10 protein-coding genes and 1 tRNA gene are annotated in these 11323 nt (G+C 54.8%); 4 read left to right on the top strand and 7 right to left on the bottom strand.

All coding sequences use genetic code 11. The annotated features are described in order from the left end of the window. The first annotated feature begins 77 nt into the window (after positions 1-77). On the top strand, positions 78-1514 hold the full coding sequence (gene mgtE / locus ACOTXR_RS08520; protein WP_014884601.1) for a magnesium transporter: 1437 nt from the start codon (positions 78-80) through the stop codon (positions 1512-1514). Here the strand turns inward: mgtE and ACOTXR_RS08515 are convergent. Next, entirely contained in the window at positions 1477-2766 is a 1290-nt protein-coding gene (locus ACOTXR_RS08515; RefSeq protein ID WP_058691097.1) for a SulP family inorganic anion transporter, read from the bottom strand. The two genes, mgtE and ACOTXR_RS08515, sit on opposite strands and share 38 nt — an antisense overlap. A 187-nt stretch (positions 2767-2953) precedes the next feature. Between ACOTXR_RS08515 and mqo the strand changes: the two genes are divergently transcribed. After that, positions 2954-4603, top strand: a complete 1650-nt coding sequence (mqo, locus tag ACOTXR_RS08510) for a malate dehydrogenase (quinone) (protein WP_014884599.1) — start codon at positions 2954-2956, stop codon at positions 4601-4603. 80 nt (positions 4604-4683) lie between these two features. Here the strand turns inward: mqo and eco are convergent, their stop codons facing one another. Further along, on the bottom strand, positions 4684-5184 hold the full coding sequence (gene eco / locus ACOTXR_RS08505) for a serine protease inhibitor ecotin (protein WP_222834604.1): 501 nt from the start codon (positions 5182-5184) through the stop codon (positions 4684-4686). A 208-nt stretch (positions 5185-5392) separates the two neighbouring features. Between eco and ACOTXR_RS08500 the strand changes: the two genes are divergently transcribed. Continuing rightward, positions 5393-5653: a DUF2534 family protein gene (locus ACOTXR_RS08500; protein ID WP_008500962.1), complete on the top strand. Its 261-nt coding sequence runs from the start codon at positions 5393-5395 to the stop codon at positions 5651-5653. 92 nt (positions 5654-5745) lie between these two features. On the opposite strand, the gene ACOTXR_RS08495 is transcribed toward ACOTXR_RS08500, so the two are convergent. From ACOTXR_RS08495 to ACOTXR_RS08485, 3 genes are all read right to left on the bottom strand, one after another. Further along, a tRNA-Pro gene (locus ACOTXR_RS08495) sits at positions 5746-5822 on the bottom strand. Positions 5823-5893: 71 nt separating this feature from the next. Then, positions 5894-7654 carry an LPS biosynthesis-modulating metalloenzyme YejM gene (gene yejM / locus ACOTXR_RS08490; RefSeq protein WP_058691096.1) on the bottom strand — a complete coding sequence of 587 codons (1761 nt, stop codon included), beginning with the start codon at positions 7652-7654 and terminating at the stop codon, positions 5894-5896. A 19-nt stretch (positions 7655-7673) separates the two neighbouring features. Further along, positions 7674-7901 carry a YejL family protein gene (locus ACOTXR_RS08485; protein WP_014884596.1) on the bottom strand — a complete coding sequence of 76 codons (228 nt, stop codon included), beginning with the start codon at positions 7899-7901 and terminating at the stop codon, positions 7674-7676. Between the two features lie 134 nt (positions 7902-8035). On the opposite strand from ACOTXR_RS08485, the gene yejK reads away from it, so the two are divergent. Next, positions 8036-9043 (top strand): nucleoid-associated protein YejK, encoded by a 1008-nt coding sequence (yejK, locus tag ACOTXR_RS08480; RefSeq protein ID WP_014884595.1) that lies wholly within the window; start codon positions 8036-8038, stop codon positions 9041-9043. A 50-nt stretch (positions 9044-9093) separates the two neighbouring features. On the opposite strand, the gene rplY is transcribed toward yejK, so the two are convergent. Both rplY and ACOTXR_RS08470 read right to left on the bottom strand, forming a co-directional pair. Further along, positions 9094-9378, bottom strand: a complete 285-nt coding sequence (rplY, locus tag ACOTXR_RS08475) for a 50S ribosomal protein L25 (RefSeq protein ID WP_014884594.1) — start codon at positions 9376-9378, stop codon at positions 9094-9096. A gap of 125 nt (positions 9379-9503) precedes the next feature. After that, positions 9504-11264 (bottom strand): DEAD/DEAH box helicase, encoded by a 1761-nt coding sequence (locus tag ACOTXR_RS08470; protein WP_045281821.1) that lies wholly within the window; start codon positions 11262-11264, stop codon positions 9504-9506. Positions 11265-11323 lie beyond the last annotated feature (59 nt).

Genomic DNA, 11323 nt, shown 5'->3' with positions numbered 1-11323 from the left:
CCCGTCCCGTTGTTTATTCTTATTTACATATCCTCGCGCTATGCTTAACGCCAACTCATTTAATGGATTTATGATTGATGTCGGTATTAAAGAAAAACAGCGCCAGGCAGCGCGATCAGGAGCGTGCGCGACTCATCTGGCTTCTCACGACCGATAAAGCGGTCACTTCTACGTTATTAGGCAAACTGACCCTGGCTGAGCAATATGATGTCGGCACTTTAGCCGACGATATTGCTGAGGTAGGTGCGCTGGTTGCTCATTTACCCCCGCCGGATCTGGCGGATACGCTCGAAGCACTTCCCTCCGAAGAGCGTCACGCCCTGTGGCGTCTGGTGCAGGATCACGAGCGCGGGCAGGTACTGCTTGAAGCTTCGGAAAACGTCTGGGATGACCTGATCGACGAGATGAGCGACCGGGACATCCTCGATGCGCTGCAAACGCTGGATATCGACGAACAGATTTACCTTGTACAACACCTGCCGCGTAACCTGACCGGTCGCCTGCTGGCCTCCCTGCCTGCCGATGAGCGCGCGCGTGTCCGTCAGGTGATGCACTACGAGAAAAATAGCGTCGGCGCGATCATGGAGTTTGGCGTTATCACGGTGCGTCCGGACGTCACGCTCGGTACCGTGCAGCGCTACCTGCGTCGCCTAGGCAAGATGCCGGATAACACCGATAAACTGTTCGTCACCTCGCGGGATAAAACCCTGCTTGGCGAGCTGGAGCTGAAAACGATCCTGCTTAACAGCACCCAGCGGCGAGTCAGTGAGGTGATGGAAAACGAGCCGATGGTCTTCTCTCCGGAAGACGATGCTGAAAAAGCGGCACGTACCTTCGAACGTGACGACCTCGTGAGTGCGGCCGTCGTGGATTCCGTCGGCAAGCTGATGGGCCGTCTGACGGTTGATGAGATCGTTGACGTGGTCTACGAAGAGACCGATAACGACCTGCGCGCGCTCGGGGGGATCAGCGCCGAAGATGACGTCCACGCCTCCGTCGGTAAGGCGGTGAAAACGCGCTGGGCGTGGCTTGCCATTAATTTGTGTACCGCCTTTATCGCCTCCCGCGTAATCGATGGCTTTGAACACACCATTTCACAGCTGGTGGCCCTGGCGTCATTAATGCCGATTGTGGCCGGGATTGGCGGCAACACCGGAAACCAGACCATCACGATGATCGTCCGCGCGCTGGCGCTGGAAAATATTCAGCCCGGCAATTTCGCCTTTCTGATCTTCAGGGAGATGGGGGTGGCGCTGATCAACGGCCTGGTGTGGGGCGGCATTATGGGGGGCATCACCTGGTGGCTGTATGACGATATGGCCTTAGGCGGGGTGATGATGCTGGCGATGGTGCTGAATTTACTGGTGGCATCGATGATGGGGGTCATTATTCCACTGACCATGACCAAGCTGGGGCGCGACCCCGCGGTGGGGTCGAGCGTGATGATCACTGCCATCACCGATACCGGTGGTTTCTTTATTTTTCTTGGGCTTGCAACGCTTTTTCTGCTTTAAGACGACGTTTAATGCGGGCGGGAAGCAGTGCCATGACGATAATCCCCCCCAGCACGCCAATCGCCAGGTTACCGGTTGATACCGTTGCGGCGACCGTCACCAGCATCACGACGGTTTCCGCAACAGGTGCATTTTTTACCGTTGCGGGCTGAATGCTGTGCCAGCTGAAGGTTTTGATGGCGACTATCGCCATAATGCCTGCCAGCACCGCCATCGGAATTTTAGCCATCACGTCGCTCAGCGCCGTCACCAGCACCAGTAAAACGATACCAGCCGCTAACGTTGAAATACGGCTTCGGCCTTTCCCCATCTCCACGTTGACGATGGTTTGTCCAATCATCGCGCAGCCTGCGATCCCTCCATAGAGCCCGGCCAGGATATTGCCCACGCCCAACCCGATGCTTTCACGGCGTTTACTGGACGGGGTGACGGTCAGTTCATCCACCAGCTTCGCCGTCAGCAGTGACTCCAGCAGCCCGACGAACGCAATGCTTAACGCGCACGGCCAGATAATGCTTAACGTTTCTATGTTCAGGGGGACCAGCATTTCCGTCAGTCCCGGTAACCCGCCACTCATCGAGCCTTCATCACCCACCGTCGGCAGAATTTGCCCGCTGGTAACGGTGAACAACGTGAGCACCACTATCGCAATCAGCGGGGAAGGGATGCTTTTGATATAGCGCGGCACCCACAGCACGATAAGCAGCGTGAGCACGAACAGGCCGACGATTAACGGGCTTCGGCTCCAGAAGTGCGGAACCTGAGCAAAGAAAATTAAGATGCCGAGGGCGTTAACAAACCCGGTCATCACCGACTGAGGGATAAAGCGCATCAGCCTTGCCATGCCCAGTGCGCCAAACAGTATTTGGATCACCCCCGCCATGAGAACCGCCGGAAGAATGTACTGCACGCCGTGCTGGTGCACCATCGGGCCAATAACCAGCGCCACGGAACCGGCCGCCGCCGTGACCATCGCCGGACGACCGCCCAGCACAGACAAAGCAAAACACAACACCACGGAGGCGATCAGGCTGACTTTGGGATCAACGCCTGCAACCACCGAAAATGAGATCACTTCAGGGACCAGGGCCAGGGCGGTAATGACGCCCGCCAGCGTTTCACGCACCAGAAGTTTTGGCGAGCTAAGGACCGTGGTGACGCGGTCTTCGCCGGGTACAGCAGAATGGGGTAAGGACATAACTCTTCGCAGATTAGGGCAGGCTTCCGTGCGCGCGATCACAAAACGCCACATACTAGCCAGTAAACCCACGATTTACCAGCCACATCGATAATTCCTTACAAACAACCCACCATTAAATTTCACAATTACAATAATTTCGTAACCTTTAAACAATATTTAAAAGTTGTTACCGTGCCTCCGCAGCTTTTTTCACCTGCAATTTCCACGCATCAAGCACTTTTACACTAAGGCATAAATTATGAAAAAAATGACTGCCATGCTCTTTTCTCTGGCCGTGGGGCTTAACACCGTCTCTATGGCGGCGAAAGCTGACACCCCTAAAGAGCAGGAAACGGACGTCCTTTTAATTGGTGGCGGTATCATGAGCGCCACGCTGGGAACCTATCTGCAAGAACTTCAGCCGGACTGGTCCATGACCATGGTCGAGCGCCTTGATGGCGTGGCGCAGGAAAGTTCGAACGGCTGGAACAACGCCGGTACCGGACATTCGGCACTCATGGAACTGAACTATACGCCGCAGAAAAAGGACGGTTCCATTAGTATCGAGAAGGCGGTAGAGATCAACGAAGCGTTTCAGATCTCACGCCAGTTCTGGTCTCACCAGGTCAACAGCGGCGTGATGCATGACCCGCACTCCTTCATTAACACCGTACCGCACATGAGCTTTGTGTGGGGCGAGCAGAACGTCAACTTCCTGCGCGCGCGTTACGCTGCGCTGCAGCAGAGCACGCTCTTCCGTGGGATGAAATACTCTGAAGACCACGCTCAGATCAAAGAGTGGGCGCCGCTGGTGATGGAAGGTCGTGACCCGAACCAGAAAGTGGCCGCGACCCGGACCGAAATTGGTACCGACGTTAATTATGGCGAAATTACCCGTCAGCTGGTGACGTCTCTGAAGAAGAAAGAGAACTTCAACCTGCAGCTCAGCACCGAAGTGCGTGGTTTTAAGCGCAACGCGGATAACAGCTGGAGCGTGACCGTTGCCGATCTGAAAAACAACGAAGCCGAGCACGTCATCAAGGCGAAGTTTGTCTTTATCGGTGCCGGTGGGGCGGCGCTGAAACTGCTGCAGGAGTCCGGTATTCCTGAAGCTGACGACTATGCGGGCTTCCCGGTTGGCGGTCAGTTCCTGGTATCCGAGAACCCGGAAGTGGTGAATCGTCATCTGGCAAAAGTGTACGGTCAGGCTTCCGTCGGTGCACCGCCGATGTCTGTTCCGCACATCGACACCCGTATGCTTGACGGTAAGCGCGTGGTGCTGTTCGGACCGTTCGCGACTTTCTCCACCAAGTTCCTGAAAAATGGCTCCCTGTGGGATCTGCTCAGCGCCACGACCACCTCTAACGTCAAGCCGATGATGGACGTGGGTCTGGATAACTTCGATCTGGTGAAATATCTCATCAGCCAGGTGATGCTCTCTGACGAGGAACGCTTCGAGGCGCTGAAAGAGTACTATCCGCAGGCGAAGAAAGAAGACTGGCGTCTGTGGCAGGCGGGACAGCGCGTTCAGATCATCAAGCGTGACCCGAAAGAGGGTGGCGTGCTGCGTCTGGGTACGGAAGTGGTGAGCGATAAGGATGGCACGATTGCCGCGCTGCTGGGCGCGTCACCGGGTGCATCTACTGCTGCGCCAATCATGCTGCACCTGATGGAAAAAGTGTTTAAAGATAAAGTTGCCAGCCCGGAATGGCAGGCGAAGCTGAAAACGATCATTCCATCCTACGGTACGAAGCTGAACGGGAATGTCGACGCGACGGAGCAGGAGCTGGAATACACCAGCCGCGTATTGCAGTTGCAATATGTGAAGCCGCAGGCAGCGGATGCTGCGCCAAAGGCGGAACTGAAGCCTCAGGCGGAAAACAAACCGGTTGCGGATATCGCCCTGTAAGGTAAAAGCAAAACGGTAACATTCGTTACCGTTTTTAGTGTTGTAGGTCGGGTAAGGCGAAGCCGCCACCCGACTTAATTTCAACGTACTACCGCTTGTCCGACATTCTCATCCGCTTTCCATACGCGGTATTTCACTTCTACATTTTCAGGCGTATACACCACGACAGGCAACTTGCTGTTATAGCGCAGCAGACTGTTATCACCCAGATATGCCGTTACAAATTTCTTCTCTTTCTTGCCGTCCGGGCACGCCATCATGGTGGAGACGGGGGAGGTCACTTTGTCGAAGACGTAGTAATCGTAGCCCCAACCTTCCAGCGTTTTGCTCTCCAGCTGGCCGCCCAGTCGGTGCTGGTTACAATCCACTTCCAGCGTTTTACCAATCAACAGCTCCACTTTGTAGTTCGCTTCGTCCTGCAGAACCGGTAGCTGAATCACCTGACGTTTCATCCCTTTGTCCGCTTTCGGATAGGGGGCAACTTTTTCCAGCGGCTGCTCTTTTTGGGTTTCGCTGGCGAAAGCGCCGGTGCTGATGCACGCGGCAATCAGGGCGATGGCACATTTAGGTGCGTTTTTCATTGTCATTCCTTTATGTCAAAACGAGCCGAATCAGATTAGCATAACACTTATGAATGATTAGCGTCATTTACTTACATTTTCAATATAAGTGGTGTAATGAACCTGACTTGCACTATAAATCCAGTTTTTTGTGCTGAAATGGTATCTGGCGGCAGATCGTGTTATTTTGAACGCCACATAATGTTATTCATCTGTAAAGGGAAGAGAGATGGTTCGTGCAAAACTGAAAACACCTGAAGGCCGCAAGTTCCTCCTGGCGCTACTGGTTGTGTTTATGATTGCGGCCGCGTGCGTGGGGCGGGCAACCATTGTTGGCGTTATCGAACAGTACAACATTCCTCTCTCCGCCTGGACCACCAGCATGTATGTTCTGCAATCGGCGATGATCTTCGTTTACAGCCTTGTCTTCACCGTTCTGCTTGCCATCCCGCTGGGTATTTTCTTCCTGGGTGGACGTGAGAAGCACTAAGCGCCGACGTGCGATAAGGAAGCCATCCTGCGGGGTGGCTTTTTTATGCATAAAAAAAACCAGCCATAAGAGGCTGGTTTTCAATGTATTTTTGGTCGGCACGAGAGGATTTGAACCTCCGACCCCCGACACCCCATGACGGTGCGCTACCAGGCTGCGCTACGTGCCGACGCATAAAAAGATACTACTCGATTCCGTTTCGAATGCAAGAGAATCTGTCGCTAACTGGTTTATAATTAATCAGTTAGCGATAAAGCGCTTCTCATCCGTCAGGACCTGCAGCAACAGGCTCAGCTGCGGTTTCTGGTCCTTCAGCCGTTCACCCTGCAGATTATACGTCTGGTAATTTCCGTTACTGTTCAGCACCAGCGTCAGCGTCGGTGTGGTCACCGCCAGCGTGTTACCGTCTGCTGATGTCACCCAGTTATGGCGACGCGCGGCGCTGAAGAGATCCTGCCCCTGCGAATACTCGTTTGCTGGCGTACTGACGTGCAGCAGGCGTTGCATCAGGGTCGTCATAACATCTTTATGTTCAGTGAGCATATTGATGCGCTGCGCAGGCGTTCCCGGCCAGTGGATCACCAGCGGTACATGCAGGTTCGGGCGTGACCAGCTCATGCTCTTCGTTTCGTCGCCGAGCGGTACACCATGACCTGCGGTCACAATCACGACAGTGTTATCGAGCTTGCCTGATTTGCGTAGCGCGTCAAGAACGCGGCCGATCTGCGCGTCAACATTGCTGGCCGCACGGCTGTATCGGCGGGCAAAGCCAGTCTGGTTGCTGTCGTCAAGCGTGGTGCCGTTAAAGGCCACCCACGAGAACCAGCGGTTATCTTCCTGGGCGTAGCGCTGCAGCCAGTTTATCCACTGGTTTGCGGTCTGGGTATCAGACTGGCTCTGCGCAGCAGGCAGCGAGAAATCAGACAACAGCGCCTGGCGGTAGAGTGGGCTGTTAAAGCCATCGGATGAGAACAACCCTAACTGATAGCCTTGCTGATTCAGTCCGGTAATTAGCGCCGCAGGAATGCGTGCAGCCAGAACGCCATCCATGTATCCGGCAGAAATGCCATAGAACAGGCCAAAGATGCCCGCATCGGTAGTGTTCCCGGAACTCATATGCTGGGTGAACGAGACGTTTTGACTCGCGAAATCGGCCAGCGCAGGCATCTGCTTCTCGTAACGGGAATAGTTCAGACCATCGACGGTAATCAGCAGGACGTTTTGTCCGCGGCCCATATCGCGATAGCGCAGTTCACTCAGCGGATACTGAACGCTGACCGCTTCCGGATTACCCTGTTCGACCAGACGACGCTGATACTCCTGGGCATCTAACAGGCCGTGTTTCTCAAGGAAGCGACGGGCCGTCATTGGGTACGAGAGCGGCAGGTTGGCACGCTGCATCGTAATAGGGCGATAGAAGTTCGCATCCGCCCAGATGTACATGATGTGCGAACTGATAAATGAGATGAAAAAGAGTGCGGCGACGGGCTTCGCGTAGTGGCGGCGTCGGGTCAGGCTGCGGAGCTTTTGCCAGCTCCAGGTGGCGAACAACATCTCAATCAGCAGGATCACCGGGACGCTGATAAACATCAGCTGCCAGTCACGGGCCGTTTCGTTCTGGTCAGGGTTGATCACCAGTTCCCAGACGATAGGGTTAAGATGCAGGTGGAAACGGGTGAACACTTCACTGTCGATAAGCAGCAGCGTCATCCCTGCTGTGGCAAGGATCGCGGATAAGAACCGCATCAGACGCTGCGACATGACGATAAACGTCAGAGGAAACAGGATCAGCAGATAGGTGGCGAATACCAAAAAGCTAAAGTGACCGACAACGCTTATCCAGGAGTAGATACGCCCGGTTAGCGTGGTTGGCCAGTCTGCGACAAACAGATAACGACAGCCAATCACCGCCGCTAACAGAATGTTAAACAGGGCAAACCAGTGTCCCCAGCTGACCATCTGGGAGACTTTTTCACGGTAGCGCTGACGATTCGTCACCATAAACTGTTGTTCGTTTCCCTTAATGGGCCTGGTCGTTGCTGACGGATGACTGTAACGCCTGGGCGAAAGATTTTGCGATCGCCTGACGCTGAGCCGGAGCAACGCTGGTGTTGATAAGGTTGGTGACCATATTTCCCAAAACCATCAGGGAGAGATCGGTCGGCGTTTTATGTTTTTCCAGTACGTTGACCAGCTCACTGAGCAGTTGTTCAACGTGTTCATCACTGTAGCGGGAATGTTGTGGCATAAATCAAAATCAGTTTGTTGATGAAAGGGCAACATATTACCGTAGCAACAGCTTTTTTTCCCCTTTTTTATCTGTTGTTGCACACATGTCCTGGTGGTGGTTGAATACCGCCCGGTCTAAAAGGAGAGTTTATCATGAGTCTGGAAATCAACCAGATTGCCTTGCACCAGCTTATCAAGCGTGATGAGCAAACCCTTGAAGTGGTGCTACGCGATTCGTTACTGGAACCCACGGCGACCGTTGTGGAAATGATGGCTGAGTTGCATCGCGTCTACAGCGCCAAAAATAAAGCCTATGGTCTGTTCAGCGAAGAGAGTGAACTGGCTGATAGCCTGCGCCTGCAGCGTCAGGGGGAAGAGGATTTCCTGGCGTTTAGCCGCGCGGCCACCGGGCGTCTGCGCGACGAGCTGGCAAAATATCCCTTCGCCGACGGCGGCATCGTCCTGTTCTGCCACTATCGCTACCTGGCGGTAGAGTATCTGCTGGTTACCGTGCTGAATAACTTGAGCAGCATGCGCGTGAATGAGCAACTGGATATCAGCTCGACGCATTATCTGGATATCAACCATGCGGATATTGTGGCGCGGATTGATTTGACCGAGTGGGAAACCAACCCGGAATCGACCCGCTACCTGACCTTCCTGAAAGGGCGTGTGGGCCGCAAAGTGGCCGATTTCTTTATGGATTTCCTCGGCGCCAGCGAAGGACTTAACGCCAAAGCGCAGAACAAAGGGCTGTTGCAGGCGGTAGATGACTTTACGGCTGAGGCGCAGCTCGATAAATCTGAACGCCAGAACGTGCGTCAGCAGGTTTACAGCTACTGCAACGAACAGCTGCAGGCGGGGGAAGAGATTGAGCTGGAGTCGCTGTCAAAAGAGCTGGCGGGCGTCAGCGAAGTCAGCTTCCAGGCGTTCACCGCAGAGAAAGGCTATGAGCTTGAAGAGAGCTTCCCAGCGGATCGCAGTACGCTGCGTCAGTTAACCAAATTTGCCGGGAGCGGCGGTGGGTTAACCATCAACTTCGATGCCATGCTGCTGGGGGAACGTATCTTCTGGGATCCTGCCACCGATACGCTGACCATCAAAGGCACGCCGCCAAACCTGCGCGATCAGCTTCAGCGTCGCACCTCGGGCGGTAAATAACCGCCATAAAAAACCCCGCCGAAGCGGGGTTTTTCTCGACAGGTTTGCGATTACGCGCGAACGAAGTCGATGTGAGTCAGTTTTGGCTTGAACGCGTGACGCTGAACAGCCTGAACTTTCACTTTTTCTTCTTTACCGCCAACAACGATGGTCAGAACTTCGCTGTAGAATTCAGCTTTGGTCTGCAGGTTCCATACTTTGTCGTGATCCAGTTCGATTGCAACTGGAGCAGCTTCGCCACCGTAAACGATAGCCGGGAACTTGTTAGCGGTACGCAGGCGGCGGCTCGCACCCTTACCCTGCACGTTACGTACTTCTGCTTCGATAGTGAACATTGATTTCTCTCTGTATTTAAAACCCTACTACAGGCGACCCAGCAGCAGGTGAGTGTTCTGCCCCACGGATGTGAAGCGGGCGGCATTTTATACTCAAACGCTGTCCACATCAATGAAAAGTCCTGCTAACCACGCAATTCATTTGCCCGACGATAGCGACCTTCATAGTCAAAGACCTTCTCACGTACCTGCCAGAACTGGCCTTTTTTGCGGGCGACAACAAAATCCGGATGGCGCAGCAGCGCCTGCTGATGCACGATATCCGCCACGGTGATCCAGCGCAGCGGCACGCCAGGCGTGCGGGTATGCGGGCGGATAAACAGTTGCTCAAATGCCGTGCGCTGGGCTGGCGTCTGTACCCGGAACCGCTCGCTGACGTCAGCGCCGTCCTCGTCGTAATAGGTAATTTTTAGCCACTCGCCTTTTTCATCCGCGCCCGGCTGTAAGGCCATGCCGGAACAGCGCAGCACCAGCGCATCTTTCAGCTTCAGCGCCGCTTTCAGCATGTCGTCCGGGTCGACCAGCACCGTGTCGCACTCACGGCAGCGGCGGGCGGCAATGTCATTTTCGGCGTTGCACTGTGGACAGTTTTTGAAACGAAAACGGAAATCGCACTGCTCGCGATGCCCGTCATCATCTTCAAACCAACCCTGACAGCGGCGGCCAAAGTGTTCGATCAGCGTGCCGTCGGCGGTGGTTTTCCCCCAGAAGGTGTTGGCAAACCCGCAGGCTGGACAAAACACCTGTACCGGCACGTTGTCACTTTTGCCTTTTGGCGTGCCCACTTCGGGAGAGTAAAGATCGTGCGGGTTACCGGCGTAATCGAGGATCAGACAGTCAGTTTTGCCCGGTGCCAGGCGCAGACCACGACCGACAATCTGCTGATACAGGCTGACGGATTCCGTCGGGCGCAAAATCGCAATCAGGTCGACGTGCGGGGCGTCAAAACCGGTGGTTAGCACGGAAACATTCACCAGATAGCGGAACTGCTGGGCTTTAAACGCCTCAATTAGTCTGTCACGCTCAGGGCCGGGCGTTTCGCCGGTAATTAACGCGGCATCGTCAGCGGGGAGCAGTCCGGTAATTTCTCGCGCGTGCTCGACTGTCGCGGCAAAGATCATCACCCCTTTGCGCGTCGCGGCAAACTCCTCAATCTGGCTGATGATATGCGGCGTTATGCGCTTTTGCTTATTCAATTCCTGGTTGAGATCCGCTTCGCTGAATAAGCCGTTGCTCTGCGCCTGTAACCGGCTGAAGTCGTACTGTACCACCGGCATATCCAGCCGCTCGGGCGGCGTCAGGTAGCCGTGTTTAATCATGTAGCGCAGCGGAAGTTCGTAGATACAGTCGCTGAACAGCGCTTTTTCATCGCCACGCACCATGCCGTGATAATGAAAGCGGTAAATCCAGCCTTTGCCCAGGCGAAACGGGGTTGCCGTCAGGCCCAGCAGGCGTAAGTGAGGGTTCACCTCTTTCAGGTGCGTGAGGATTTGCTGATACTGGCTGTCGTCGTCATCGCTGATGCGGTGACACTCGTCGACAATCAGCAGCGAAAATTCGCTGCGAAACAGATCCAGGTTGCGGGCGACCGACTGCACGCTGCCAAAGACAACCTTACCGTGGCTCTCTTTACGCTTGAGCCCGGCGGCGAAAATATCGGCCTCCAGCCCCAGCGCGCAATACTTGGCGTGGTTCTGCGCGACCAGCTCTTTGACGTGCGCCAGCACCAGCACGCGGCCACGCGCCAGGCGGGCCAGCTCGGCAATGACCAGGCTTTTGCCTGCGCCGGTCGGGAGGACAATCGCCGCCGGTTCCCGGTGTTTGCGAAACCAGGCGAGGGTGGCGTCAACGGCTTCCTGCTGATAGGGACGAAGTGTAAAAGTCATGGTGTCTCAGTTTCGTTAATCCGCATATAGTATGCCACGAAACTTTTTCCCTTGAGTGG

The organism is Enterobacter cloacae complex sp. IR53030, assembly GCF_049238365.1.
Lineage (GTDB): Bacteria > Pseudomonadota > Gammaproteobacteria > Enterobacterales > Enterobacteriaceae > Enterobacter > Enterobacter kobei.
Note: the sequence above shows the minus strand (reverse complement) of the source record. Positions and strands in the feature narration are given on the sequence as shown.